The organism is Brevibacterium gallinarum (assembly GCF_014836885.1).
GTDB lineage: Bacteria > Actinomycetota > Actinomycetes > Actinomycetales > Brevibacteriaceae > Brevibacterium > Brevibacterium gallinarum.
Genome location: NZ_JACSPY010000003.1, coordinates 209,875 through 235,938, shown reverse-complemented (window position 1 = coordinate 235,938; position 26,064 = coordinate 209,875). Strand labels below are relative to the sequence as shown.

The 26,064-nt window shown below is 67.1% G+C and carries 22 protein-coding genes; 13 read left to right on the top strand and 9 right to left on the bottom strand.

The window, feature by feature from the left end; genetic code table 11:
- Positions 1-73: 73 nt before the first annotated feature.
- On the bottom strand, positions 74-883 hold the full coding sequence (locus H9634_RS05205) for a spermidine synthase (RefSeq protein ID WP_191725682.1): 810 nt from the start codon (positions 881-883) through the stop codon (positions 74-76).
- Between H9634_RS05205 and H9634_RS05200 the strand changes: the two genes are divergently transcribed.
- Both H9634_RS05200 and H9634_RS05195 read left to right on the top strand, forming a co-directional pair.
- Positions 882-2,369, top strand: coding sequence for a DUF4192 family protein (locus tag H9634_RS05200; RefSeq protein WP_191725681.1), 1,488 nt, complete (start codon positions 882-884; stop codon positions 2,367-2,369). The genes H9634_RS05205 and H9634_RS05200 overlap by 2 nt on opposite strands.
- A gap of 239 nt (positions 2,370-2,608) precedes the next feature.
- The gene (locus H9634_RS05195) at positions 2,609-4,315 is read left to right on the top strand and encodes an RNA polymerase sigma factor (RefSeq protein WP_191725680.1); all 1,707 of its coding nucleotides are present in this window, start codon (positions 2,609-2,611) and stop codon (positions 4,313-4,315) included.
- Between the two features lie 104 nt (positions 4,316-4,419).
- Here H9634_RS05195 and H9634_RS05190 read toward each other — a convergent pair whose 3' ends face one another.
- Entirely contained in the window at positions 4,420-5,262 is an 843-nt protein-coding gene (locus H9634_RS05190; protein WP_191725679.1) for an N-acetylmuramoyl-L-alanine amidase, read from the bottom strand.
- A gap of 136 nt (positions 5,263-5,398) precedes the next feature.
- Between H9634_RS05190 and H9634_RS05185 the strand changes: the two genes are divergently transcribed.
- Entirely contained in the window at positions 5,399-7,519 is a 2,121-nt protein-coding gene (locus H9634_RS05185; RefSeq protein WP_191725678.1) for a DNA gyrase/topoisomerase IV subunit B, read from the top strand.
- A 9-nt stretch (positions 7,520-7,528) separates the two neighbouring features.
- Here the strand turns inward: H9634_RS05185 and H9634_RS05180 are convergent, their stop codons facing one another.
- Together H9634_RS05180 and H9634_RS05175 are read right to left on the bottom strand one after the other, a co-directional pair.
- Positions 7,529-8,410 carry a M56 family metallopeptidase gene (locus H9634_RS05180; protein WP_191725677.1) on the bottom strand — a complete coding sequence of 294 codons (882 nt, stop codon included), beginning with the start codon at positions 8,408-8,410 and terminating at the stop codon, positions 7,529-7,531.
- A 15-nt stretch (positions 8,411-8,425) separates the two neighbouring features.
- Positions 8,426-8,785, bottom strand: a complete 360-nt coding sequence (locus H9634_RS05175) for a BlaI/MecI/CopY family transcriptional regulator (RefSeq protein WP_175294931.1) — start codon at positions 8,783-8,785, stop codon at positions 8,426-8,428.
- Between the two features lie 320 nt (positions 8,786-9,105).
- Between H9634_RS05175 and H9634_RS05170 the strand changes: the two genes are divergently transcribed.
- The 3 genes from H9634_RS05170 to cydC are packed head-to-tail and all read left to right on the top strand — an operon-like array spanning position 9,106 to position 15,128.
- Positions 9,106-10,680: a cytochrome ubiquinol oxidase subunit I gene (locus tag H9634_RS05170; RefSeq protein WP_191725676.1), complete on the top strand. Its 1,575-nt coding sequence runs from the start codon at positions 9,106-9,108 to the stop codon at positions 10,678-10,680.
- Positions 10,681-10,689: 9 nt separating this feature from the next.
- Positions 10,690-11,727, top strand: a complete 1,038-nt coding sequence (cydB, locus tag H9634_RS05165; protein WP_191725675.1) for a cytochrome d ubiquinol oxidase subunit II — start codon at positions 10,690-10,692, stop codon at positions 11,725-11,727.
- Positions 11,724-15,128: a thiol reductant ABC exporter subunit CydC gene (gene cydC, locus H9634_RS05160; RefSeq protein ID WP_318245005.1), complete on the top strand. Its 3,405-nt coding sequence runs from the start codon at positions 11,724-11,726 to the stop codon at positions 15,126-15,128. The genes cydB and cydC overlap by 4 nt, the downstream gene beginning before the upstream one ends.
- 63 nt (positions 15,129-15,191) lie before the next feature.
- Here cydC and sepH read toward each other — a convergent pair whose 3' ends face one another.
- A complete protein-coding gene (sepH, locus tag H9634_RS05155; RefSeq protein WP_191725674.1) occupies positions 15,192-16,481 on the bottom strand; it encodes a septation protein SepH in 1,290 nt (429 codons plus the stop codon).
- Positions 16,482-16,621: 140 nt separating this feature from the next.
- On the opposite strand from sepH, the gene H9634_RS05150 reads away from it, so the two are divergent.
- The gene (locus tag H9634_RS05150; RefSeq protein ID WP_404801667.1) at positions 16,622-17,752 is read left to right on the top strand and encodes a ferrochelatase; all 1,131 of its coding nucleotides are present in this window, start codon (positions 16,622-16,624) and stop codon (positions 17,750-17,752) included.
- Between the two features lie 164 nt (positions 17,753-17,916).
- Here H9634_RS05150 and H9634_RS05145 read toward each other — a convergent pair whose 3' ends face one another.
- The gene (locus H9634_RS05145; RefSeq protein WP_170274278.1) at positions 17,917-18,144 is read right to left on the bottom strand and encodes a hypothetical protein; all 228 of its coding nucleotides are present in this window, start codon (positions 18,142-18,144) and stop codon (positions 17,917-17,919) included.
- A 258-nt stretch (positions 18,145-18,402) separates the two neighbouring features.
- Between H9634_RS05145 and H9634_RS05140 the strand changes: the two genes are divergently transcribed.
- Complete coding sequence (locus H9634_RS05140) at positions 18,403-18,702, top strand: DUF4193 domain-containing protein (protein ID WP_191725672.1); 300 nt, start codon at positions 18,403-18,405, stop codon at positions 18,700-18,702.
- Positions 18,703-18,795: 93 nt separating this feature from the next.
- On the opposite strand, the gene H9634_RS05135 is transcribed toward H9634_RS05140, so the two are convergent.
- A complete protein-coding gene (locus H9634_RS05135; RefSeq protein ID WP_175294925.1) occupies positions 18,796-19,260 on the bottom strand; it encodes a DUF3093 domain-containing protein in 465 nt (154 codons plus the stop codon).
- A gap of 111 nt (positions 19,261-19,371) precedes the next feature.
- On the opposite strand from H9634_RS05135, the gene dut reads away from it, so the two are divergent.
- From dut to H9634_RS05120, 3 genes are read left to right on the top strand one after another with little or no spacing between them, the layout of a single operon-like run.
- Positions 19,372-19,848: a dUTP diphosphatase gene (gene dut / locus H9634_RS05130; RefSeq protein ID WP_191725671.1), complete on the top strand. Its 477-nt coding sequence runs from the start codon at positions 19,372-19,374 to the stop codon at positions 19,846-19,848.
- A gap of 48 nt (positions 19,849-19,896) precedes the next feature.
- Positions 19,897-20,745, top strand: coding sequence for a DUF3710 domain-containing protein (locus H9634_RS05125; RefSeq protein ID WP_191725670.1), 849 nt, complete (start codon positions 19,897-19,899; stop codon positions 20,743-20,745).
- An 11-nt stretch (positions 20,746-20,756) separates the two neighbouring features.
- Entirely contained in the window at positions 20,757-21,125 is a 369-nt protein-coding gene (locus H9634_RS05120) for an OB-fold nucleic acid binding domain-containing protein (protein ID WP_191725669.1), read from the top strand.
- A 3-nt stretch (positions 21,126-21,128) separates the two neighbouring features.
- Here the strand turns inward: H9634_RS05120 and H9634_RS05115 are convergent, their stop codons facing one another.
- Both H9634_RS05115 and H9634_RS05110 read right to left on the bottom strand, forming a co-directional pair.
- Entirely contained in the window at positions 21,129-21,818 is a 690-nt protein-coding gene (locus H9634_RS05115; RefSeq protein ID WP_191725668.1) for a potassium channel family protein, read from the bottom strand.
- Positions 21,815-22,486, bottom strand: a complete 672-nt coding sequence (locus tag H9634_RS05110) for a potassium channel family protein (protein ID WP_191725667.1) — start codon at positions 22,484-22,486, stop codon at positions 21,815-21,817. Before H9634_RS05110 ends, H9634_RS05115 begins: the two co-directional genes overlap by 4 nt.
- 65 nt (positions 22,487-22,551) lie before the next feature.
- On the opposite strand from H9634_RS05110, the gene H9634_RS05105 reads away from it, so the two are divergent.
- Together H9634_RS05105 and H9634_RS05100 are read left to right on the top strand one after the other, a co-directional pair.
- On the top strand, positions 22,552-24,576 hold the full coding sequence (locus H9634_RS05105) for an APC family permease (RefSeq protein WP_318245004.1): 2,025 nt from the start codon (positions 22,552-22,554) through the stop codon (positions 24,574-24,576).
- On the top strand, positions 24,573-25,991 hold the full coding sequence (locus H9634_RS05100; RefSeq protein WP_191725666.1) for a class I SAM-dependent RNA methyltransferase: 1,419 nt from the start codon (positions 24,573-24,575) through the stop codon (positions 25,989-25,991). Before H9634_RS05105 ends, H9634_RS05100 begins: the two co-directional genes overlap by 4 nt.
- Positions 25,992-26,064 lie beyond the last annotated feature (73 nt).

Below are 26,064 nucleotides of genomic sequence, written 5' to 3'. Positions count from 1 at the left end.
GGCAATCAATTATGCCGTGTTCTCACGCCCCCGTCACCACAGGCATGTCGGCGGCACAGAATTGAGGAGGAGTTCACCTGCGTGTTGCCGACCAGCCGCAGAAGTCAGCGAGCTTCCGGCCCGCCAGCACCGAGGCGACGACCGGGCCGGCGCGCAGCGCCTTGGCCAGTGCGATGTCGTCGATGTCCGTTCCCGAGGCGAGGGCGATGAGATTGCCGAAGCGCCGGCCGCGCAGCTGGCTGGGATCGGCGATGAGCACGATGTGCGCAAAGTGCTGCCGCATCCGTGTCAGCTCTGCGCGGGCGCTGGCGTGCGGGGGACGGTCGGCGATGTTGGCGAGGTAGATGCCCTGGGGTCGAAGCGTGCGTGCGACATGGGAGAAGAACGTGTCGTCGGCAAGCTGGCCCGGCGTCTCATCGGCGCTGAAGGCGTCACGGACGACGAGGCTGAGGGCGTCGTCGCGAAACGTGGTGATCTCTGTCGCACCGTCGCCTGCACGCAGCTTGAGCGCAGGGGAGCGGGGCAGGTCGAACCACTCGCGGACGTATTCGAGGAGCTTCTGGTCGATGTCGATGGCGGTCTGCCGGGACCCGGGCCGGGTCGCGTCGATGTAGCGGGCCAGTGAGCAGCCGGCCGCCCCGATGTGCACAGCACGCAGGGTCTGACCTGTGTCGAAGAGCACGTCGATCGCGCGGGCCATCCAGTCGAGGTACTCGAAGTCCAGGCGGGTCGGGTCGCTGAGCGTGATGCACGAGCTCGGCACGCCGTTGACGTAGAGGACCCACGAGTCGGGTTCGGCTGGCACCGGTTCGATGCGTACGGTGCCGGTGGAGATGGCGTACTCGCGCTGCTGTGCCTCGTCTTTGGCCCGTCTGCGTCCCATGCGCCTTACTGTAGACCGGCGGGCACTGCTGCACGCCAGCCGGGCACTGCTGCACGCCAGCTGGGCACTGCTGCACGCCAGCTGGGCACGACTGGTCGGCGCCGGTGTGCACAGCCTGCCGCTGTCCACAGCTGGCACACGGCCCGGTGCCCGCAACGGCGGCACAGCACACAGTGAGGGCATGAATGCTGCTCCTGAACACCTCGCCCCTGAACTCATCAGCGCGGTCCCGCACCTGCTGACCTATCAGCCGACCGAGTCCCTGGTGCTGGTCAGCTATGACCGTGACGGCGGACATATCAGCTTCGGTCCGACCCTGCGCATCGACTTCGGTTTCGAGGCCGTCGCCGCTGCCACCGAGACGGACCTGCTCGAACCGGTCTGTGCCTTAGCCCGGGTCTCGGCAGCGCAGTACGTCATCCCGGTGCTCTTCTCCGCTGACATGGACGAGGCGGTGCGAGCGCGCTGGGCAGAGGATCCCCTCGACGATGCCTTCGATCACTACGCGGTGCCCCTGGAGCTCATCCGCGAAGCACTGGAGTGCACCGGCTTCACCGCCCACAGCGCATGGTGGGTCTCACAGGCCGGGTACGGCTCCTTCTCAGCGGGGCGGCGCTCCGGGACGGTCTGCGAGCTTGAGCGCACGCAGTCCTTCCGTCAGCTCAGCCGCGCCAACGGTGACCCCTTCGCCAGCTTCTCAGCCGCCACCGCCCTGCCGGAATGCGACCTGGCCCTCGAGAGCGTCATCACCGGCACGCGGGGAGCAGCCCATGAGCGGGATGAGCTGTTCGAGGCGTGGCTGGCTGAGGTGCTGCGCTACGCCGAACTCATCGAATCCGGTGAGCAGCACAGCCTCAACGCGCTTCCGGCTCCGGATCCGAAGGCGGTGCTCGGATTCGAGGCGCTGTGTCAGGAGAAGTGGGGTCGCGATGCGGTGCTGATGCTCGTGAGCTTCGAACACAGTGCGTTTCTGCCCGAGGATATGCGGCGGATGGAACCCGGTGAGTTCGCCGCCTACGCCGAGGCGGTCGCTCCGCTGGCTGAAGCGACCGCTGAGCTGCCGGGCTTGAGCTCACGGCGGCCGAACGCCCGCGCGTCCGCCTATGGAATCCTGCTGCTCAAGATGATGGCCACGTACGTGCGGATGGAGCACCTGCCTGCGGTGCTGTCGATGATCGCCTGGATGGAGTGGTCGATCGGGCGCGCATCATTCGCGTTGTGCTTCGCCCGCAATGCGCTGACCATCGACAGCACGTGCACGCTGGCCAGGCTCGTCTCCCGAGCGGTCATGACGCCCACGCTGCCGCTGTGGGCACAGGAACCGGTGCGCGAGCCGGTCATGGGCGATGAGGCCCCAGCGTTGCGATCCGGCTCCGCCCCCGTCGCGGCGCTGCCATCCCGAAGGGAGCCTGAGCTGCAGGAACTTCCCTTCGAGCCGCAGGAACTTTCGTTCGACAGGAATGATCCTCCCGTGCTGGAGGGCTGAACCGGCGGATCAGCCGCACCTGCCAGATGGTGTGGCAGACATCACCTGGAGAGGGTCTTGTCAATCGGTCCGCTGCGTGCCTGTGATTAGCGCGGTGGGGAATATCGTGACAGAATGGCGTGTTGACCCGGTCAAGCGGACGAGCTGTCCACAGGCTCGTCGCCCTGCTTGACAAGGGTCTTACTGATGCTCGAAGAGTGTCAGCTGGGCCAGACACGACTCCTCCGAAAGGTGATCCAGTGCCGACAGACGCCAAGGATTCGAGCACCACTGCCGCATCGACGGACACTTCGTCGAAGTCAACCGCATCGAAGAAGTCGGCAACGACCACGGCGAAGGCATCGGCCGCTTCGAAGAAGCCCGCAGCGAAGAGCACCGCTGCGAAGAAGACGAGCACCGCGAAGTCGACCACGGCTTCGAAGACGACTGCTGCAAAGAAGCCAGCGGCCAAGACGACCACCACCGCCAAGAAGACGACGACCGCCAAGAAGGGCACGACCGCCGCCTCCTCTGCCGGTGCCAAGAAGACCACGTCTGCCACGTCGACTGCGGAGAAGAAGACGACGTCGACGGCGAAGAAGACCACCGCGGCCAAGAAGACGACGGCTGCCAAGCAGACGACGGCCGCCAAGAAGTCCGAGGACGCGGAGAAGAAGACCACCTCGAAGGCGGCAGCCGAGAAGAAGCCTGCAGCTCGGAAGTCGACCGCTTCGGCGACCGGTGCCAAGAAGACCGCCTCCAAGCTGACGGCGGCGAAGAAGACCACTGCCAAGAAGACGACCGCGAAGAAGACCACCGCCAAGGACGCAGGGCTCGACGCTGAGGCCAAGGACGCCGCAGCTGCCGCCAAGGGTGCGGACGGTGCAGCCCCAGAGGTGCCGGTCGAGCAGCTCGAGGCAGAAGCCCTGGCCAGCGAAACCGAGACGAAGAACGCGCAGGAAGAGAAGAAGGACGAGGCCGTCAAGGAAGCCGGAGGCTTCGTCGTCTCCGACACCGATGACGACGACCAGCCAGCCCAGCAGGTCGTCTCCGCTGGCGCGACCGCTGACCCGGTCAAGGACTACCTCAAGCTCATCGGCAAGGTCGCGCTGCTCAACGCCGCTGAAGAGGTCGACCTCGCCAAGCGGATCGAAGCCGGCATGTATGCCGAGCACCTGCTCAATGCCGGTGAGGTCACCGAAGCCAAGGACGTCCGCGACTACAAGTGGATCATCCACGACGGCCGGCTGGCCAAGAACCATCTGCTCGAAGCCAACCTGCGCCTCGTCGTCTCCCTGGCCAAGCGCTACACCGGCCGCGGCATGCTCTTCCTCGACCTCATCCAGGAAGGCAACCTCGGTCTGATCCGCGCAGTCGAGAAGTTCGACTACACCAAGGGCTTCAAGTTCTCGACCTACGCCACCTGGTGGATCCGCCAGGCGATCACCCGTGCCATGGCCGACCAGGCGCGCACCATCCGCATCCCGGTGCACATGGTCGAGGTCATCAACAAGCTCGCCCGCGTCCAGCGGCAGATGCTGCAGGATCTCGGTCGCGAACCGACTCCGGAAGAGCTCGCCAAGGAACTCGACATGACCCCGGAGCGGGTCATCGAGGTGCAGAAGTACGGTCGTGAGCCGATCTCGCTGCACACCCCGCTCGGCGAGGACGGCGACTCCGAGTTCGGTGACCTCATCGAGGACTCCGAAGCCGTTGTGCCGGCCGATTCGGTCAGCTTCACCCTGCTGCAGGAACAGCTGCACTCGGTGCTCGACACGCTCTCCGAGCGTGAAGCCGGCGTTGTGTCGATGCGGTTCGGCCTCAACGACGGCCAGCCGAAGACCCTCGATGAGATCGGCAAGGTCTACGGGGTCACCCGTGAGCGCATCCGCCAGATCGAATCGAAGACGATGGCCAAGCTGCGCCACCCCTCGCGCTCGCAGGTCCTGCGCGACTACCTCGACTGACACATGCGAAAGACACACGGAGCCGGGTTCCATTCTGGGACCCGGTTCCTGTCATCAGCGGCCCGGAAGACAGACTCCCGGTGTCGCTGGCCGGCGAAGTGCGGTCACTGCTCGGCGAAGTGCGCTTCGAGGCCTGCGACGATCGCCTCGGCGTAGCGCTGTCGACCCTCTTCGGACTCCATCAGCGCGGCCTCATCGCGGTTGCGCATCTCACCGCATTCGATCATCACCGCCGGCACCTCGGCGTGGTTGAGCCCGGCGATGTCGGTGCGGGCGACGACCCCGTCCCTGCCGTAGGCGGGATTCGGATCGAACTCGGCGTCCTCGAATGCCTTGACCATCTGCTCGGCGATGGCCCGGCTGGGCTCCTCCACATCCGCGTGGACGGCATCGTCGACGACGATGACATGGAAGCCGCGCGCCGAGGTGTCAGCGGTGCCGTTGGCATGGATGCTGACAAGCGCATCGGCGCCCGCCTCACCGGCGAACTGCCCGCGCTCATCGACACACGGCCCGACGCCATCGTCATCGGCACGCGACATCACCACCTCGGCGCCGGCGCCTTCGAGCAGCTCCCTGGCACGCTCGGCGACATCGAAGGTGAAGGCGTGCTCCGGGTAGTCGCCTGCAGTGGCGGTGCCGGTGGTGTTGCAGGCCTTCGTGCCGCCCCGGCCGTCGGGCACTTTCCGGTTTATCTCCGAGGGATTCCTGCTGTTCCTGCCGTTGTGGCCGGGATCCACGGCGATCGTGAGCCCGTCGAGCGCCTCTGCGGTCGCAGGCGGGCTCGGCGAACCGGAGCCTACCGTCTCACCTGCTACCGGCGTCGAGGTGGCAGGCGCCGTGGGTGCCGACGCGGGCTGGCTGCTGCAGCCGCTGAGCAGCAGACCAGCGCTGAGCAGCACGGCGGATACCGGGCCGGTCGTGCGAGCCAGGGGAGGGGAGGACATCACACGTCCAGCGTAGCGGAGAGCCGATCCTGCGGTGCACGGCATGGCAGCAGGCGATCGAACGCATGAGCGCATAGACTCTGATGGCGGCCCTGCAGTGACCGCAGAGCAGCAGTGACGACGAAAGGGTGGAAGCGTGGCAGTCAAGAAGGCCTCGGACAAGGAATACGGAGCGCGTCAGCTCTCCGTCCTCGAAGGGCTTGATGCCGTGCGCAAACGCCCGGGAATGTACATCGGCTCGACTGATTCGCGCGGGCTCATGCACTGCCTGTGGGAGATCATCGACAACTCCGTCGACGAGGCCCTTGGCGGCCACGGCGAGGACATCGACATCACCCTGCACCCGGACGGCTCCGTCACCGTGGCCGACAACGGCCGCGGCATCCCCGTTGACATCGAGCCCAAGACCGGGCTGACCGGCGTTGAGGTCGTCATGACGAAGCTGCATGCCGGCGGCAAGTTCGGCGGCGGATCCTACGCCGCTGTCGGCGGACTGCACGGCGTCGGCGCCTCGGTTGTCAACGCGCTCTCGGCCCGCCTCGACGTCGAGGTGACCCGCGCCTCGAAGGTCTATCGGATGTCCTTCCAGCGCGGCAAGCCCGGCCGCTTCGACGACAGCAGCGGCGAGCCGTCCCCGGACAACCCGTTCACCCCCTTCAAGAAGGCCTCCGAGCTCGACATCGTCGGCAAGGCCAAACGCGGAGTGACCGGCACCCGCGTGCGCTACTGGGCTGATCCGCAGATCTTCCTCAAGGACGCCGATTTCACCTACGGCGCGCTCATCGACCGCGCCCGCCAGACGGCCTTCCTCGTTCCGGGCCTGGCGATCCGGGTGACCGACAACCGGGGGATCGCCCGCGACGAGACCGGCGAGATCATCGAATCCCGGGCCGAGGAGTTCCGCTTCGACGGTGGCATCTCCGAGTTCGTCGATCACCTCGCCCATGACGAAGCTCTGACCGACACGTGGCGGCTGACCGGTTCCGAGACCTTCAAGGAGACGGTGCCCGTCCTCGACGAGCAGGGCCATATGGTCTCGACCGAAGTCGAGCGTGAGGTCGGTGTCGACATCGCGCTGCGCTGGGGCCGGGATTACGAAACCCGGGTCAAGAGCTTCGTCAACATCATCGCCACGCCCAAGGGCGGCACCCACGTCGCCGGTTTCGAAACGGCGCTGCTGCGCACCGTGCGCAAAGCCGTGGAGGCCAACGCTCGCAAGCTCAAGGTCGGCAAGGACAGACTGGAGAAGGACGATGTGCTCGCCGGCCTGACAGCCGTGGTCACGGTGCGGATGGCCGAACCGCAGTTCGAGGGCCAGACGAAGGAGGTGCTCGGCACCTCGGCGGTGCGGCAGATCGTGGCGCGTGCAGTCGACCGGCAGCTCGGGGAGATCCTCTCGTCGACGAAGCGGCCGCACAAGCAGCAGGCCACCCTGCTGCTGGAGAAGGTCGTCTCCGAGATGAAGTCCCGGATCTCGGCGCGGACACACAAGGAGAACCAGCGGCGCAAGACCGCCCTCGAATCCTCGTCCCTGCCGGCCAAACTCTACGACTGCCGCAAGAACGACCTCGACCGCTCCGAGCTGTTCATCGTCGAAGGCGACTCGGCGATGGGCACTGCCAAGCAGGCCCGGGACTCCGAGTTCCAGGCGCTGTTCCCCATCCGCGGCAAGATCCTCAACGTGCAGAAGGCCTCGGTCGGCGACATGCTGGCCAACGCCGAATGCTCGGCCCTCATCCAGGTCATCGGTGCCGGCACCGGCCGCACCTTCGATGTCGATGCCGCCCGCTACGGCAAGATCATCATCATGACCGACGCCGATGTCGACGGCGCCCACATCCGCACGCTGCTGCTGACGCTGTTCTTCCGGTACATGCGCCCGCTCGTCGAGGCGGGCCGTGTCTATGCCGCCGTGCCGCCGCTGCATCGCATCGAGGTGGTCAACCGCGGCAAGGCCAACGACTACATCTACACGTATTCGGAGAAGGAGCTGACCCGCGAGCTGCGCAAGCTCGACCGGTCGAAGAAGGCGTACAAGACACCCCAGCGATACAAGGGCCTGGGCGAGATGGACGCCGACCAGCTGGCCGAGACGACGATGGATCCGCAGCTGCGCTCCCTCAGGCGGGTGACGATGGCCGACGCCGAAGCCGCTGAGACGACGTTCGGCCTGCTGATGGGCTCCGAGGTCGCGCCGCGCAAGCAGTTCATCGTCTCCGGTGCCGCAGTCCTCGACGCCGAGAAGATCGACGCCTGAGCCCGGCGCTCAGACGCTGAGCAGCTCGACCACAGCGACCACCGGCGGACTGACGACGAGCGCTGCCGAGACGATGACGACTGCCGAGCGCAGCGCCCCAGACGGTCGAGGCAGCGGATGCTCCAGCCGGGCGAGCCGCTCAGCACTCAGAGTGCGGCTGTAATGCCCGGCCTGCAGACGGCTCATCTCCCGGACAGCGGCCGCGAGGTCGTCAGCCGGCACCGTGCGGCGGGCCACATCATCGGCCATCACCTCGATGAGCCGGGTCACCTGATCGAGAGCCTGGCGTGCTGCCGGCAGGAAGGGCAGTGCATGCTGCCATGCGGCGAAGGGCAGCACGACGAGTTCGTGCCGGCTGCGCAGGTGGGCGCGCTCATGGGCGACGACGGCATCGCGTTCGGCAGGACTGAGAGCAGCGATCAGTCCCGTTGAGAGCACCGTGGTGCCGTGCTGGCCCTGCGGCAGACAGTAGGCGACGAGCTCATCGACCTTGAGGATCCTCGTATGCGGAAGCTCCTGCGAGGGCTCGGTGAGCACCGCGACAAGCGCGGCGTGCCGGCGTCGCTGACGCTGCACCCTGATCCAGTGGATCACCAGGCTGCTGAGCAGCCGCAGCAGCAGCGCAGCCCCCAGCCCGACGAGCAGCCAGTTCCACCAGCTCAGAGCGCTAAGGCTGCCCCCTTCTGCCGGCCCCGGCGCGCGGGTGAAGGGCATGAACGCGAGGATGAGGACAGCCGAGGTCAGTGAGAGCCCTCCGGCCAAACCGATGGCCTGCCACAGCAGCAGACGCGCCGCCGGATCACGGCTTCCGGGATAACGGGCGAAGAGACGGGGGATCGGCCAGGCAAGGACAACCGCGAGCGCTGTGAGCAGCACTGCGCTGAAGAGCATCAGATGAGGGGACGGTCAGCTGTCGGCGCCGCGGCGCTGGAGGAGCCTGCTGAGGAATGCCGTGTCGGAGTCGGAGACAGTGCCGAGGAAGCGTGCGAGTACGGCCTGGCGGTCCGACGCCTGGTCGAGGACTTCATTCATGAGTTCGGCGACATGCTCCTCGCGCGTGGAGAGCGCAAGATAGCGGTGCGGGCGCTCGGAGCGATCCCGGCGGGCGAAGCCCTTCTTCTCCAAGCGCGTGAGCACCGTATGGACCGTGGTCAGCGCGAGGTCGCGGTCAGCCAGCGCGACCCGAAGATCGGCAGCGGTCATGCCGTCGACTGAGTTCCACAGCGCATTCATGACACTGCGCTCGAGTTCACCCAGAGTTGCCACCTACGTACTCTCCCTGTCGTGGTTTCGCCTGCTTTTAGCAACAGTTTAGTGCTGATAATGATGAGCACCTGGCATGGTCCGAAACGGCGTGTCTGTTTCAGGCCACCTCCCAGTAAAGCCCAGGGGCACAGCAGGGTCAAGGAAAATATGGCCAGCGGGCACTTCGGGCCTGTCTCGTCGCAAGTTCAGCTAATGAGACAGCAGGGCGTGCGATGTGGGCTTTCGAACGCAAGCGCGGTCAAGCCGATACTCTACTTGCAGGTAGATTTCCCAGCCCGCAGGCAGGAATTCCCCAGCCTGCGCGGAGACAGGAGGAGAAGGTGGATCCGGTACTGATCGGCCGATGGCAGTTCGGCATCACCACGGTGTACCACTTCTGGATGGTGCCGCTGACCCTGGGATTGGGTCTGCTCGTCGCCATTCTGCAGACGATGTACCACCGCACCGGCAACGAGATGTGGCTGCGTGCCACCAAGTTCTGGGGCAAGCTGTACCTCATCAACTTCATCATGGGCGTGGCCACCGGCATCGTCCAGGAGTTCCAGTTCGGCATGGCGTGGTCAGAGTACTCGCGCTTCGTCGGCGACGTCTTCGGAGCTCCGCTGGCGATGGAGGCGCTCATCGCCTTCTTCCTCGAATCGACATTCCTCGGCCTGTGGATCTTCGGCTGGGGACGCCTGAATCGCAAGGTCCACCTCGGTGTTCTGTGGGCTGCCGTCATCGGCTCATGGATCTCCGCCTACTTCATCATCGTCGCCAATTCGTGGATGCAGCACCCTGTCGGTGTGGAGATCATCGACGGCCGCCCGCAGATGGTCGACGTCGGGGCGGTGCTGATGAACAACACCGCGTGGGCGGCCTATACCCACACACTGGCCGGTTCGGTCGCCGTCGGCGGCGCCTTCCTCCTCGGCATCGCCTGGTACCACCTGTGGCGCCGCCGGGTCGACGGCATCGACACGATCGACGAGAAGACCGGCAAGGTCATCGTCGGCTCCGCTCCCGAGGTGCCCGGCCGCGACGAGAAGGACCATACCGTGTGGTACAAGTCGCTGCGCATCGGCGCCTGGGCGGCGGTCATCGCCTTCGTCTTCGTCGCCATCACCGGTGACATCCAGGCCAAGCTGATGTACGAGCAGCAGCCGATGAAGATGGCCTCGGCAGAGGGCGCCTGCCACGACGGGCACGAGTTCTCCGTGCTCACGATCGGCAACCTGGCCTCGAACCAGTGTGACGACGTCACTCCGGTCATCGAGATCCCCGGACTGCTGTCCTTCCTGGCCAACGGCGACTTCGACACCGAGGTGCCCGGCGTCAACACCCTCATCCCCGAGTACCAGGAGAAATACGGCACGACGCTGCCGGAAGGTGAGATGTACGGCGCCTACTCCGGGCAGGAAGTCGACTACCAGCCGCTCATGATCGTCACCTACTGGGGCTTCCGCCTCATGATCGGCTTCGGCGTGCTCGGTGCAGCTGCGGCAGTCTACGCGCTCATCGTCACCCGCAAGGGCACCGTGCCGCGCTCGAAGTTCCTCTCACGCCTGGCGCTGTGGGGAATCGCAGCACCGTTCATCGCGAACTCCGCCGGCTGGGTGTTCACCGAGATGGGCCGTCAGCCGTTCGTCGTCGCACCGAACCCCGACCCATCGGGAGTCGACGGGGTGTTCCTCTACACGGCGGCTGCGATCTCACCATCGGTCAGCGCAGCGGAGATGCTCTTCTCCCTTATCGCGCTCACGCTCATCTACGGAGTGCTCATGGTCTTCGAGCTCAAGCTCATCATGGTCTACTCCCGCGGCGGCGTCGTCTCGGCCATGCCGGAGATCGACAGGGCCAACTACAAACCCACAGTCGACAAGAGTGACGACGACGTACTGTCGTTCGCGTACTAAGGGGAGAACATGGATCTTCTGCCGACAATCTGGTTCATTCTCATCGCCGTCCTCTGGCTCGGCTACCTGTTCCTCGAAGGATTCGACCTCGGTGTCGGGATGCTGCTCAAGGGCTTCTCCCGTGACGAGAAGGAGCGCCGCGTGCTGCTCAACACCATCGGCCCCGTCTGGGACGGCAACGAGGTGTGGCTGCTCACCGCCGGCGGTGCGACCTTCGCAGCCTTCCCGATGTGGTACGCCTCGCTGTTCTCAGCGCTGTACCTGCCGCTGACGCTCGCGCTGCTCGCACTCATCCTGCGCGCCGTTGCCATCGAGTACCGCGGCAAGGGCCACACAGAGGCCTGGCGCAACGGCTGGACCTGGTGCCTGGCCGGCGGCTCCGCCCTCGCAGCGTTCTGCGTCGGTGCGATGCTGGCGCTGACCACCACCGGTCTGCCGCTCAACGAGAACGGCGACAACATCGGCGGTGCCTTCGCTTGGGTCAACATCTACGCCATCATCGGCGGACTCGGCGTCGTCGGGTTCTGCCTGCTGCACGGCCTGCTGTTCATCTCACTCAAGACCGATGGCGAGGTCCGGTTCCGGGCCCGCGCGCTGGCCGCCAAGCTGGCGCCGGTGTTCCTGCTGCCGCTCGTCGCCTGGGTCATCATTGTCCAGTTCATGCACGGCGGACTCATCGGCTGGGGACTCATCGTCGTCGCCGCAGTGCTCGCTGTGGTGATGTGGCTGCAGATCCGCAAGGACGCTGAGAAGTCGGCGTTCTTCGCCCAGGCACTGTTCCTCGCCGTCGGCGTGACGGCGGTGTTCCTGGCCATCTACCCGAAGGTGCTGCCCTCGACGGTCGACGACGCATTCTCGCTGACGGTCTCGAACGCCTCGTCCTCGGGATACACGCTCACGGTCATGCTCATCGTCGCCATCGTCTTCGTGCCGATCGTGCTGGCATACCAGATCTGGAGCTACTCGGTATTCGCCAAGCGGCTCAAGACCGAGCACATCCCGCCAGCCCACCAGGTGCCGGTCGCAATCCGCAGCCACCATCAGTGAGCCGGACACAGCGCCGCTCGCCTGTCGCCATAGCGCTCGCGGCCCCACAGGGCCGGCGGGCGCTATGGCTGCTCGGCCTCATCGCCGCAGCCCAGGCCCTCGGCCTCATCCTCGTCGCTGACGGCATCGCCCGCGGCATCGTCGCAGCGATGGAGGGCCGGGCGATCACCACGGCTGCCGCGCTCGGCATCATCGGGGCCCTCATCCGCGGTCTGGCAACCTGGGCGTCGAAGACAGCCGGGGCGCGTGCCGCCGTGGGATTCAAGACGACGCTGCGCTCCCGCCTCGTCGACCGCAGCCTCGCCGGCTCAGGTCGCGACCTGCCGGCCTCAGACGGGGCGCTCGCGCTCACCGCAACCCGCACCCTCGACGATCTCGATGACTACTTCACCGGGGTGCTGCCCGCGCTGCTGGCCAGTGCGCTCATCCCCGGCCTCATCATCGTCCGGGTCCTCTTCACCGACTGGGTCAGCTCGCTGATCCTCATCCTGACCCTGCCGCTCGTGCCGATGTTCATGATCCTCATCGGCCGCTACACCGAGAACCGCGTCGCCGACGCCACGCGCGCGCTCGACCAGCTCTCGACCAACATCGTCGAACTCGCCCGCGGCCTGCCCGTCCTCGTCGGCCTCGGCCGAGTCGCCGCGCAGACCGCCGCACTGCGGCGCATGAGCACCAGCTATCGCGCCACCACCATGCAGACCCTGCGTGTGGCCTTCATCAGCGCTCTGGCATTGGAGCTCATCGCCACCATCTCAGTCGCGGTCGTGGCAGTCTTCATCGGCGTGCGGCTCGTCTACGGTCACATGGGCCTGGAGGCGGGGCTCTTCGCCCTCATCCTCGCCCCGGAGTGCTTCCTCCCGCTGCGCCGTCTGGGGGCGGCATTCCACTCGACCGAGAACGGCGTCGCCGCCTACGACCGTGTCTCGGCCATGACCGAGCACCCTGTCGCCGAGCGCCTCGGACTCACACCGGCACCTGACAGCCCGGAGACGGGCCCTGCCGGCACCCCGGTCACCTTCACCGAGCTCAGCGTCTCCTACGCCTCCCGCCAGCAGCCGGCACTGCCGCCGCTGACCGCCGAGGTGCCGGGCACCGGCCTCACCGCGGTCACCGGCACCTCCGGATCGGGCAAGAGCACGCTGCTCGGCGTGCTCGCAGGCTTGGTCCGCAGCACCGAGACAGCAGAATGCCGCATCACCGGCAGCCTCACCGGCGTCCCCGCCCGCGTCGCCTATGCCGGGCAGGGCCCGCGGATGTTCGCACCGACGGTCATCGAAGAGCTCTCGCTGTACGCCGGCCGTGAGCTCACTACCGAGGAGACCATCGAGATCTCCGCCGCTGCAGCTCTCGACGTCGACCCTGAGATGCCATGCGCTGCGCTGAGCCCGGGGGAGCAGCGCCGGCTGGCCATCGCCCGCGTGTGCGCCCAGCGCGACGCCGAACTTATCCTCGTCGACGAACCGACCGCCCACCTCGACGCCGCTGCCGCAGCCGCGGTGCGGCAGACCCTGCACCGGCTCGCGCGCATTCGCCCGGTCATCGCCGCGACCCACGACGAGACCCTCGTCTCCGAAGCCGACGCACACATCCGTCTGACATCCGCCGCGCGACCGGCGGTCACCGACCGCTCCGTCCCCGCTGCATCCGCAGCCGACACGACGGCGGGCTATCCAGCAGTCCCGGCTGGCAGCCGGGACACAGCTGCAGCCGATGAGCAGACAGCTGCGCCGGCCGTGCCGACGGGCACGCTGCTGCGCCGGCTGGCAACGGCAGTCGACATGCGCTCGGTGAAGTTCTGGCTGGCTGTCTTCTACGGCGTCGCTGCTGTCGCCGCCGGCGCTGCACTCACCGGCGTCTCCGCCTGGCTCATCGTCCGCGCATCTGCCCAGCCGCCGATCATGTACCTGCTCGTCGCGATCGTCGGCGTGCGTTTCTTCGGACTGTCTCGGGCGGTGTTCACCTACCTGCAGCGACTGGCCCTGCACGACGCGGTGCTGCGTGCCCTCATCGACCTGCGGGAGCGGATGTGGATCGGCTTCGCCCGCGCCGGCACCGCCAACCGCACCCTGCTGCGCGGCGACATCGCACTCACGCGCTTCATCGCCGATGTCGACGACATTCGCGACATCGCCCCCCGTGTCGTGCTGCCCCCAGTCGTCGCCCTCGGCGTGACGCTCGCCGCAGTGGGCACGCTGGCCGTCATCGCCTGGGAAGCCGCACTCATCATGCTCGTCGGCGGTCTGCTGTGCCTGGGTGCCGCACCGTGGGCGACGGTGCGGGCAGACCGCGCGGCCAGCAGTGCAGCACTGACGGTTCGGCAGCAGGCACTCGGCGTGCTCTCGCGTCTGCTCTATGCCCGTGAGGACCTCATCGCCGCGAGCCGCACCGCACCGGCCGCGGCACAGTTCACACGCGCTGACGCCTCGGCAGCGGCCTACGAATCAGCAGCGATCCGCGCCACTGGTCTCGGAGAGGGCATCATCACCGCTGTAGGTGTGCTCACCGGCATCATCATGATCCCGGTGCTCGCCGGCCAGGTCTCAGCCGGTGAGCTCAGCGGCGAACTGCTCGCCGTCACCGTGCTGCTGCCGCTGGCGCTCATCGACGCCTTCGCCGACTCGCTGTCCGCTGTCCAGCAGTGGCCGGGACTGGCACGGATCCTCGCCCGCGTCGACGATCTCGATCCGGCAGACGACGCAGGCGGTCTTGCCACCGGGGTGAGCCCCGAACGGATCACCGAGCTGACGCTGTCCGACATCTCGGCGCGCTGGCCGGGCACCCGGACCGACGTCTTCACCGGCCTCAGCGCCGTGCTGCCCCGCGGTGGGGTGGCTGCTGTCACCGGCCCGTCAGGTGCGGGCAAGACGACGCTTGTAAGCGTGCTGCTGCGGTTCCTCGACCCGCGCACCGGCCGCTACCAGCTCAACGACACCGACGCACTCACCTGCCTGCCGATGGACCTGGCCGGCCGGATCTCGTGGTGCCCGCAGGAAGCGCACGTCTTCGACTCGACGCTGCGGGCGAACCTGCTCATCGCCCGTCCGCGCGAGGACAGACCCAGCGACGCTGAGCTGCAGTCGGCGCTCGAACGCGTCGGACTCGGTGCGCTTGCCGCCGACATCGGACTCGACGAGCGGATCGGTGCCGGCGGCGGGCATCTGTCCGGTGGCCAGCGGCAGCGCCTGGCCGTTGCGCGCACCCTGCTGGCCGACGCCGAGGTGGTGGTCCTCGATGAGCCGACCGCCCACCTCGATGAGGAGATGGCAGCCGCGCTCATGGCCGACCTGCGCAGGGGACTGAGCGAGGAACTCGTCGTCCTCGTCACGCACGATCCGACCCTCATCGCCGATTCCGACATCCCCGTCCGGCTGACCGGCCGAATCCCGGCGCATCTGTGAGCCCGGCATGACAAGAGCCGGTTGACCAGGAGGTCTCCTGCTCAACCGGCTCCGCTCAGAAGGTCAGTCGCGTTTGGTGCCGAACATGATCTCGTCCCAGCTGGGAACCGAGGACCGGCCGTTCTTCTTCTTCGGCTCCTCACCGGCCGGCTCTGCGCTCTCACCGGAATCTGCCGCACTGCCCGAGGCGGAACCACCGCTCGTGGGCTCGGCTGCGGCCGGGCTGCCTGCCTGCGGTGCATCCGGCTGCGACGTCATGATCGGCTGTGTCGAGTTGCGGCCATCGCTGACACCGGGCTCATCGAGCAGCGAGGGCTGATCATCGAAGATGTCGAAGGTCGACTGCGCGGCACCACCGGGTGCCGCCGACTGGCTGCTGCCGGGCTGCTCGGCCGGCAGCGGAAGGCGTCCAGCGTCGTCGGCCTCCTCCGGGGCGCTGAGCGCTGTATGCGCACCGTCTGGCCGGGCTGCCGGCGCATCGGCAACAGCGTGCAGGCGTCCGCGGCTCTGCTGCTGCGGAACCGGCTGTACCGGTGCATCTGCAGCGGCTTCGGCCGGATCGACACCAGGAACGGGTCCATCGGTGCGCGGGTTCTGCGAATCGAGCGCGCCGGTCTCAGCGCTGCGGCTGCGCCGGCGGCGGAGGCTTTCGAGGATGCGGCCGGTCTCCGCCTGGTGGTCGCGCAGCGGTGTGGCATCCGATCCCGAGGAATCCTGATGTTCAGCGTTGTAGGCACGTTCGCTGCCGGAGCCGTAGTTCGGGATCGGACCCGAATCCGTCGGGCCGGAATCGGCCAGCCAGCGTGCCTCATCGTCAAGAGGGATCATCGAGCCACGTGAGTACTCCCAGCCCGCGCGGCGCCGGCGATCAGCTGCGATGAAGGACAGCTCGACATACCAGCTTCCGGAATTCTGCTTCCAGGCATCCCAGGACATCGTCTCGATATCGACATCACGCAGCTTCAAACGCTCTTCGCACAGACGGACGAGCGGGGAGGGTGAATCATCGGGAGAACTGTCCGGATAGACGAGGGTCTCCCGCGCCTGCCGGGAGATGTGCCCGCGCTCAGCGAGCACTGGATGCTCGTAGCGGCGGATGTGCTCCAGGGATTCCCCGGTGGCATCGGCGACTTCCTCTGCGGTCATGCCCGAGCGGATCATCGCCTGGATGTCCCGCGGGCGGACCTGCTGGCCGTGACGCTGCTGCTTCTGCGCAGCCGACTCGAGCCGGTGGGCGCGGATGGCAGCGTAGAGGCTTTCGTCGATCAGGAGGAGATAGTCATTGCCGGCGGCGTCGCTCAGCTGCAGGTGCTCGCCGTCGCTGTGCACACCGCGAAACGTCAGCTCCGTCATTGCCTCACCTTCCACATAATCCGGTTGAATCCGATCGTGTCACACCGGCAACGGCAAACCGCGCAGATATGCGGGCGAGTCGTGAGACAGACGCTCCCACCAGCCTGACCGCCGTGGCGAGGGACCGCCGAGGTCCTAGAATGGAGCCCGTGACCACTTCGAATCTCAAACCCTTTGACGCAGTCGTGCTCATGTCCTTCGGCGGGCCGGAACGCCCCGAAGACGTGCTGCCGTTCCTCCAGAACGTCACACGCGGGCGCGGCATCCCAGACGAACGCCTCACCGAAGTCGGCGAGCACTACTACTCCTTCGGCGGCCGCTCACCGATCAACGAACAGAACCGAGCGCTCAAGTCTGCGCTCGAGGATGCCTTCGCCGCACGCGGAATCGACGCCCCAGTGCTGTGGGGCAACCGCAATTGGGACCCATTCCTGGCCGATGTGCTGCGTGAGCGCGCAGCAGCAGGAGCACGCACGTTCCTCGCCATCGACACCTCGGCGTACTCCTCCTACTCCTCGTGCCGCCAGTACCGCGAAGACTTCGCCGGCGTGACGGCTCAGCTTGCTGACGACGGCATCGATGTCGAGATCGACAAGATCCGCCAGTACTACAACCATCCGGGATTCGCCCAAGCCGAACTCGATGCAGTGCGCGCTGCCCTGACTGACTTCCGCGCACAGGTCGGAGAGATCGACCCCGCCAAGCACCGGCTGCTCTACGTCACACACTCGATCCCGAACGCCATGCAGTCGGCATCCGAGGTCCGGACCGCCGGCTACCAGGGCCAGCACCAGCAGCTTATCGACTGGATCGCCGACCAGCTCGGCGGCGAGCTGACGCGCGACGCTGAACTCGTCTACTGCTCCCGCTCCGGCCCGCCGCATGTGCCGTGGCTCGAACCAGACGTCAACGACCGGATGGCAGAGCTGAAGGCCGAGGGCGTCGAAGGCGTCATCCTGGTGCCGATCGGATTTGTCTCCGATCATATGGAGGTCAAGTTCGACCTCGACACCGAGGCCAAGGAGACTGCTGGCGAACTCGGGATGGCCTTCACCCGGGCCGCCACCGTCGGCACGCATGAGGCCTTCGTCTCCGGACTCGTCGATCTCGTCGAAGAGCGGGCCGCCCAGCGCCGCGGTGAGGACGTCGAGGCGCCGGCGGTCACCCCGGAGGGCCCGCTGGTTCCCGGCAGCGGCGCGTGCTCGATCGAATGCTGCCGGGGAATGCGGGACAAGCCCGTTCTCCCGCAGTGGGAATCCGCTGCAGGCTGATGTCTCCTCCCTGCTGCACACTCATGCCCTCACCTGCTGACAGGTGAGGGCATGAGCGTTCAGCGGTGCGAGCGCGGCGCCTGACTCGGCAGAGAACGGGTCTCAGCGCTGGAGCCGAGCTCCGATGCTGGTCGGGGATGAACGGCGGCTCAGGGGAGGGGGACTCAGCTGTCGTTCGGATCCTCGACGATCGGGATCTGCCCGGTCTCGGTGGCCAGGACGCGCTTCATTGCACCGGTGTCGACATCATTGGCATCGGCCAGGTCGACGATTCCTTCGAGCTGGCCGACGAGAGACTCGACGAGATGCTCATTGTCTTCACGGCGTGCCTGCGCGAGCTGCTCCTGCAGTTCGCTGACGCGCTTATCAAGCTCATTCTCGAATTCGCTCATGCAGTTTCCTTCTCGTTCCGACAACGGTGGACAAGGTCTCAGCTTACCCATCGTCATCGCATTTGTGCCGCACGCCGGCATCGTCTGAGCATCGATGTGGTGAATCACAAGTGTCTTTGCCGGCTTCCTGTTGCGAAATGACCCGATGGCGTGCACAATTCCATGAGATACAAAACGGTGTCACGACATAGGCATGAGTGGTACTCTATGGCGACCGTCCACTCCAATTCACATATCAGCGGAGAGTGATCAGGCCAGATGGCGACAGACTACGACGCACCTCGTAAGCAGGAAGACGAACTCAGCAGTGACTCCCTCGAAGAGCTGAAGGCTCAGCGGAATCAGCAGCAGGCCAGCCAAGTCGATGAAGACGAAGCGGTTGCAGCAGAAGGGTTCGAACTCCCAGGTGCCGATCTGTCCAACGAGGAGCTGTCGGTGCGTGTGCTGCCGAAGCAGAACGACGAGTTCACCTGCATGGAGTGCTTCCTTGTGCGGCATCATTCGCAGCTGGCCACCGACGACGGCGGCGTGCCGATCTGCACCGACTGCGCCGGCTGAGCCGCGAGCGAGCTGAGAGAAGACGATAGGAGCACCGGAATCCTGAGGGATTGCCGGTGCTCTTTCGCATCCAGCCTCAGGAGCGGCGCTGCCTCAGCGCTGTGAATTCAGCGCAGCAGCCAGTGCCTGCGGATCCTTCGACGACACCAGCCAGTACGGTGTCGGATCGTCCGGGTCGTCGATGATGACCTTGACCAGCCGCGGCTCCCACGGCCGGAGCATGAGGAAGGCCAGCGCGTCGAGCAGCGGCCCGCGCTCGGCGAAGGACTGCGCCTTGTCACAGGGCTGAGCCTCCGCGATGAAGCTGCGCTCGATATGCGCCGGCCCTGCGATGAACTCGGTGTCGGTGACGATGATGACCGCCGAAGCCGACCGCAGCCACACGGCCACCAGTGCGAAGACGACGATAGGGACCACGATCGCGCCCCAGCTCCAGACGGGGAAGACGATCGCTGCCGTCATCGCGGACAGAAACGCTGCAACGAACCACCAGCCGAAGGTCGGCCAGAGCCGTTCACGGTAGCGCACAGTGTTCGAGGAATCAGTCGTGGCGGGCATGCCTCGAGTATCCCACAGGCCAGCGACCGGCAGCAGCCAGACCAGGTCGGGGAGACCCGGACGTCCTGCGACGGTGGCACTGACTCGGGTACCGGGCTAGAGTGCGTCAATGTGGCATATGAAGAACTGCGGATAGAGATCAGACAGCTCGACCCGGATATCGCCCTGCCCTCCTACGGACACCGCGGCGACGCCGGTGCCGATCTGTGTGCAACCGAAGACGTGGTGCTCGAGCCGAGTCAGCGCCGAACAGTCGGCACCGGCATTGCGATCGCCCTGCCGGAGGGCTACGCGGGGTTCGTGCACCCGCGCTCCGGACTGTCGTCGAAGCACGGGATCACCGTCGTCAACAGCCCCGGCACGATCGACGCCGGGTACCGCGGCGAGATCAGAGTGCCGCTCATCAACGTCGACCTGCACGCCGCCTACACGATCCGCCGCGGCGACCGCATCGCCCAGCTCATCATCCAGCGGGTCATCCACGCCGACTTCTGCCTCGTCGACAGCCTGGAGGACTCCGAGCGCAGCGACCGCGGCTTCGGATCCACCGGAGGGTTCACCGCCGGCGAACACGATCCGCGGCACTGACCCTCGGCCAGAGGACTACACTGACGACCATCCGCTGAGGAAGGAACCATGGGACTGTTCGACATTTTCTCCAAGAAGAAGCGCAGCGACGACATCGACGAGGAACTCGACACAACTACCGACACCGTCGCCGACGACGACGTCGCTGACGACGAGCCCACCGCTGCCGACAGCTCCGATGACAGCGATGAGCCGGCAGGCCCGTTCGCCGCAGCCGAGGCAGCCGACGATGACGACGACGAAGACGAGGAGTTCGCCAAGGCTGCCCCGCTCGACCGCGATGAGAAGGGCCCCTTCGACTCGGAAGAGGAGTTCCCCGACGTCCATCGCATCGACCTCGGTGCCCTCCAGGTGCCGGTGCGCGACGGCATGCAGGTGCGCCTGGACGCCGAAGAGAAGACCAACAAGATCGTCGCGGTGACCATCCAGCACAGCGGCGGTGCACTGCAGCTGCAGGTCTTCGCCGCGCCCACTTCCGAAGGCGTGTGGAACTCCGTGCGCGGCCAGATCGAGCAGAACATCAGCCAGCGCGGCGGGCAGACCGATGAGCTCTACACCGAGCTCGGACGTGAGCTGCTCACCCGCATTCCGGCCACCGCACCCGACGGCCGGAAGGGACTGCGCATCGCCCGGTTCGCCGGCGTTGACGGACCGCGCTGGTTCATCCGCGGCGTGTTCTCCGGCAAGGCGATCGACGATGAGGAGGTGCGTGCACTGTTCGTTGAGCAGTTCCGCAACATCGTCGTCCACCGCGGCACCGAGCCGATGCCGCCGCGCGAGCTGCTGCCGCTGACCGCACCGCAGAAGCAGAAGGCCGACGACTCCGCCGAGGAAGCTGAGAACAAGGACGACATCAATCCCTTCGAGCGCGGCCCCGAGATCACGGAAGTCCGCTGACCCCCACGCCCATGCTGCTCACGCGCTTCCTCGAACGGTTCGGCTCAACGGACTCGACTGACGCCGAGGACGTCCACCGCCGGCTGTCCCACCTGGAGGGCACGACCCCGATCGCTGAGATCACCGCGCGCCGTGAGGTGACCGTCGGCGGGGTCGTCGTCGCCCTCACCCGGTCTGTGCCTCAGTCCAGCCCGCGCCTGGACATCAGCGTCTCCGACGGCACCGGGGTCGTGCACGCCCGCTTCCTGGGCATGCGCGACATCCCCGGCATCACCGCCGGACGCACCCTGCTGCTGACCGGCTGCTTCACTCTCAGCGACTCGACGGTGCTGACAGCGCTCAACCCGCGCTACGAGCTCATCGACGCTCAGTCGGACTGACGCTCAGTCCGACTGATGCCCAGCCGTCTGGTCATCATCGGTGCGCAGCAGGTTCTGCAGGCGGTCGTGCTGATCCGGTGAGGTAATGAAGAACAGCTCATCGCCGTCATCGACGACATCGTCAAACGACGGCGCGAAGGCCTTCTCATTGCGCACGATCGCCACCAGTGCGGTGTCCGGCGGCCAGGAGATCGCGCCGATCCGCCTGCCGACGGCTGCTGACTTCTCGTGCACGGTGAACTCCATGAGCGTGGCCTGCCCGCGCTCGAAGCTCATGAGGTGGACAAGCCCGCCGACCTCGACGGCCTCCTCGACCAGCGCAGTCATGAGCCGCGGGGTCGACACCGCGACATCGACACCCCAGTTCGAGTCGAACAGCCACTCGTTGCGCGGATTGTTCACCCGCCCGATCGTGCGCGGGACCCCGAACTCCATCTTCGCGATGAGACTGAGCACGAGATTCGTCTTGTCATCACCGGTAGCGGCGACGACGACATCGGTCTCCTCCAGCCCGGCCTCGGCCAGGCCGCTGAGCTCGCACGCATCGCTGAGCAGCCAGGACGCACCGGGCACCTTGTCGTGGCGCACGGCATCCTTGTTCTTGTCGACGAGCAGCACATCGTGGCCGTTGTCGAGCAGCTCCCGGGCGACCGAGCGGCCGACGGAGCCGGCTCCGGCGATGAGGATCTTCACTCTTCCTCCTCCTCGGTGATCGGCTCATCGAGTATCTGCGTGACACGGTCGAGGGCGGAGTGCTCGCACATGATGTGGACGAGGTCCCCACCTTGGATGAGGGTCTCCGGGCGGGCCAGCATCCCCTCGCTCAGCCGCGTGATATAGGCGACTCGACCGGGAATCGCCTCCTCCACCTCGGCGACGGGGCGGGCGATCCAGTCCGGGTGCAGGTGCACCTCGGCGAGCACCATCCGGCCCGAGGGGTCGCGGAACTCCGCGGCCGCGCCCTGCGGAATGAGCTTGCGCATCATCCGGTCGGCCGTCCAGCGCACCGTGGCCACCGTCGGGATCCCGAGGCGCTCGAACACCTGGGCGCGCAGCGGATCGTAGATGCGGGCGGCGACATTGCGCACCCCGAAGGTCTCACGCGCCACCCGCGCGGCAAGGATGTTGGAATTGTCGCCGCTGGAGACCGCCGCGAAGGCATAGGCCTCGCCGGTGCGAGCGCGCTCGAGCGTGTCGCGGTCAAAGCCGAGGCCGGTGATCGTCGAGCCGGAGAAGTCGCGGCCGAGCGCGCGGAAGGAATCGGGGTTGCGGTCGACGACGGCGACGGTGTGGCCGCTGGCGTCGAGGGCGCGCGCGAGTGAGGCGCCGACGCGCCCGCATCCCATGACGACGAAGTGCATCCCTGACCTCTTCCTGCGCCTGCGGCCGTGCCCTCCCAGCCCGGCCGTGCTCTACGATTGAGCACGTGGCACGTAATTTTTCGTCTGCCGTCAAAAGACTACTCGTTGGACGGCCCTTCCGCAGTGACCGGCGCAGGCCGGTGCCGCTGCGCAAGCGCCTGGCGATGCCGGTCTTCGCCTCCGACATGCTGTCTTCGGTGGCCTATGCGCCTGACGAGATCCTGCTGGCCCTCTCACTGTCCGGGCTCGTCGCCCTGACCGTCTCACCGTGGATCGGCCTGGCCGTCGGCGTCGTCATCCTCGTCATCGTCTGGTGCTACCGGCTCAATCTGCGCGCCTACCCCGGTGGGGGAGGCGATTACGAGGTCGCAGGCAAGAACCTCGGCGTGCGCGCCGGCCGGGCAGTGGCGGCCTCCCTGCTCATCGACTATGTGCTGACACTTGCGGTGTCGATGACGATGTTCGCCTCCTATGTCGGCTCGATCGTCCCCGAGCTCAAACCGCACCGCGTCATCGTCTCCGTCATCGGCATCGTCGTCGTCTCCGTGCTGGCCCTGCGCGGCACCCGCACCGCCCCGAAGCTGCTGGCCATCCCGACCTACCTGTTCCTCGCTGCAGTCTTCCTCACCCTCATCGTCGGCGCCTACCGGGTCCTGACCGGCGATACGCCGATCGCCGTCACCAGCGACTACTGGGTGCTGCCGCGGGCGGACTTCGACACGCCGCTGTTCGGGCTGGCCGCGGTGTTCATCGTGCTGCGGGCCTTCACCTCCGGTTCGGTCGCCCTGGCCGGTGTGCAGACTGTCGCCACCGCCGTGCCCCGCTTCACCTCCCCGCGCGGGCACAACGCCGGACGCACCCTGCTGCTGACCGGTGCGCTGTCGGCCACGATGCTCATCGGCATCACTTGGCTCAGCTCGGTCATCGGCATCAAATTCGTCGCCGAACCCCACATCTACCTGCTCAACCGCGCCGGCACCCCGATCAGTGCCGACTACGTCCAGGACCCTGTTCTCGGCCAGCTCGCCCACGCCGTGTTCGACAGCGTGCCCGTGCTGCCCTCACTCGTGGCTGCCGTCGCAGCCCTCGTGCTCATGGCCGCAGCCAACACCGCGGTCGAGGGATTCCCCGGGCTGGCCTCGCGGTTGGCCCGCGACAGCTTCCTGCCTCGGCAGCTGGCCACCCGCGGTGACCGGCTGACCTTCTCCAATGGCATCCTGCTGCTCTCCGGGGCCGCCATCGTTCTCGTCGTCGCCTTCCGCGCCCGGGTTCCCGACCTCATCGAGCTCTACCTCGTCGGCGTGTTCTTCGCCTTCAGCCTCGGTCAGCTTGGCATGATCCGGCACTGGACCGACCGGATCCGCACGATGGTCACCTCCCCGACGCGCCGGCGGATGCAGGTCAACCGCGTCATCAGCACCGTCGGCTTCGTGCTCGTCACCGTCGTCCTCGTCGTCGTCATCATCACGAAGTTCGCCGGCGGCGCGTGGATCGCCGTCGCGGCGATCGCCGTTCTCTATGCGCTCATGGGTCTCATCCACCGCCACTACCGCCGGGTCGCCTCCGAACTCGCCCCCGAAGAGGACGCCTCGGACACGACCCTGCCGCCGAACACCCGGGCGGTCGTCATCATCACCCAGATCCACAAGCCGGCCCTGCGCGCGCTCAGCTATGCGCGCGCCAGCCGCCCGACCTCGGTGCAGGCGATCACCGTCGCCGTCGATAAGGACGCCGCCGAGGCGCTGCAGCGCGAATGGGACGAGATGGGCCTGCCGGTGCCGCTGACGATCCTCGACTCGCCCTACCGCGAACTCGTCCGTCCGGTGATGAACCATATCGCCGACATCCGACGGCACCGCCCCGACGACCTCATCGACGTCTACATCCCGCAGTACATCGTCGGCCGCCGCTGGGAGAACATCCTGCACAACCAGACGGTGCTCCGGCTCAAGTCCCGGCTGCTCATCGTGCCCAACGTCGTCGTCTCGATCGTGCCGTGGCGGCTGCGCTCCTTCACCCGCAACCAGGACGTGCTCATCCGCCGGGTCGGCGACATCGACCACGACGTCATCGGCAGGGAGCAGCGATGAGCCGCGCCGCCGAGGCGGTGGCCGGCGATGCCGTCGAGCTCACCGTCGACAAGCAGGTGGGCGAGGGCTACGGACTGGCCCGCCACGAGGGCCGTGTCGTCTTCGTCTCCGGTGCCGTCCCCGGCGAGCGGGTCCGCGCCGAACTCACCCAGGTCAAGAAGCACCTGGCCTACGCCCGCACCACAGACGTGCTCCAGCCCAGCCCGCACCGGGTCGCCGACCGGCGCCTGAGCTGGGGTGCCGCCGGGATCGGCGGCATCGAGTTCGCCCACGTCGACCTGCCCCACTCGCGTGAGCTCAAAGCCGAAGCCGCTGCTGAGCAGCTCTCCCGCCTCGGCGGCATCGAGGGCACCGGGCTGCGCATCGCGGCAGCCCCGAGCGAACACGCTGCCGAAGCAGCCGATCCAGGTGCGGCGGCGACGACGGCCGGCACCGCTTGGCGGACCCGCGTGCAGCTGGCTGTCGATGCCGATGGCACACCGGGCATGCGGGCGGCCGGATCCCACACGGTCATCCCGGTGGACACGGTGCCCCTTGCCGTGCCGGTCCTCGACGACCTCGGACTGCACACCCTGCGCCTGCCGAGACTCGAGCGCATCGAACTCACTGCCTCCCACGCCTCAGGCGCGGTCGTCCTGCACACCCGGCCCGGAACCGAACTCGACCCGCGCGCGGTCGAATCCGTCGCCGCCCGGCTGGGAGAGCAGGACGGGCAGTGGTCGCTGCTGCACCGCAGCGGCCAGCCGGTCCGCCGCGGCGGCCGGGGCGGCGGTCCGGCAATGCGGAATCGCGGCGGGGCGGCGGTGCGGAATCGCGGCGGCAGCAGCCGTTTGGAGGTGCTCGCCGGCACCGGTGAGGTCACCGAGCGTCTGCACCTCGACACGCCCGGCGGACCGCTGGGGCGGGACTTCCGGCTGCGCGCGGACGGGTTCTGGCAGGTCCACGTCGATGCCGCAGCCGTGCTCGCAGGTGCGGTCGTCGAGGCTGCAGCAGGAGCGAGCCGGGTGCTCGACCTGTACTGCGGCGCCGGGCTGCTCGCCTGCGCAGTCGGTGCCGCCCACGAGGTGCCGGTCACCGGACTCGAAGGAGCCCCGGAGGCGATCGCCGCCGCCCGCGCCAACAGCGCCGACCTCGATGCCGACTTCGCCGTCGCCCGCATCGACCGGCTGAGCGAACTGCCCGCGGCCGACGTCATCGTCCTCGACCCGCCCCGCGCCGGGGCCGGACGTGCCGTGACCGACGCGCTGACCGCCTCGGGTGCGGAGCGGATCGTCTACGTCTCCTGCGACGCCGGCACCTTCGCCCGCGACGCCCGGGCACTGACCGACAGCGGGTTCACACTGGCCAGCTGCCGCGGTTTCGACCTGTTCCCGCTGACCGCACACGCCGAATTCGTGTCCGTCTTCACCCGATGAGCAGGTGTCCGGAAAGCGTCCGAGCTGGTGGAAACGCGTGTGCGGATGCGGTAAGATTTATCTTGATATCAAG

Excerpts from the sequence above, each read along its gene's own strand:
- H9634_RS05200 (WP_191725681.1), top strand. The coding sequence starts at position 882 with ATGCGCCTTACTGTAGACCGGCGGGCACTGCTGCACGCCAGCCGGGCA.
- H9634_RS05205 (WP_191725682.1), bottom strand. The coding sequence starts at position 883 with ATGGGACGCAGACGGGCCAAAGACGAGGCACAGCAGCGCGAGTACGCC.
- H9634_RS05190 (WP_191725679.1), bottom strand. The coding sequence starts at position 5,262 with ATGTCCTCCCCTCCCCTGGCTCGCACGACCGGCCCGGTATCCGCCGTG.
- H9634_RS05180 (WP_191725677.1), bottom strand. The coding sequence starts at position 8,410 with ATGCTCTTCAGCGCAGTGCTGCTCACAGCGCTCGCGGTTGTCCTTGCC.
- cydB (WP_191725675.1), top strand. The coding sequence starts at position 10,690 with ATGGATCTTCTGCCGACAATCTGGTTCATTCTCATCGCCGTCCTCTGG.
- sepH (WP_191725674.1), bottom strand. The coding sequence starts at position 16,481 with ATGACGGAGCTGACGTTTCGCGGTGTGCACAGCGACGGCGAGCACCTG.
- H9634_RS05150 (WP_404801667.1), top strand. The coding sequence starts at position 16,622 with ATGGAGCCCGTGACCACTTCGAATCTCAAACCCTTTGACGCAGTCGTG.
- H9634_RS05145 (WP_170274278.1), bottom strand. The coding sequence starts at position 18,144 with ATGAGCGAATTCGAGAATGAGCTTGATAAGCGCGTCAGCGAACTGCAG.
- H9634_RS05140 (WP_191725672.1), top strand. The coding sequence starts at position 18,403 with ATGGCGACAGACTACGACGCACCTCGTAAGCAGGAAGACGAACTCAGC.
- H9634_RS05135 (WP_175294925.1), bottom strand. The coding sequence starts at position 19,260 with ATGCCCGCCACGACTGATTCCTCGAACACTGTGCGCTACCGTGAACGG.
- H9634_RS05125 (WP_191725670.1), top strand. The coding sequence starts at position 19,897 with ATGGGACTGTTCGACATTTTCTCCAAGAAGAAGCGCAGCGACGACATC.
- H9634_RS05120 (WP_191725669.1), top strand. The coding sequence starts at position 20,757 with ATGCTGCTCACGCGCTTCCTCGAACGGTTCGGCTCAACGGACTCGACT.
- H9634_RS05110 (WP_191725667.1), bottom strand. The coding sequence starts at position 22,486 with ATGCACTTCGTCGTCATGGGATGCGGGCGCGTCGGCGCCTCACTCGCG.
- H9634_RS05100 (WP_191725666.1), top strand. The coding sequence starts at position 24,573 with ATGAGCCGCGCCGCCGAGGCGGTGGCCGGCGATGCCGTCGAGCTCACC.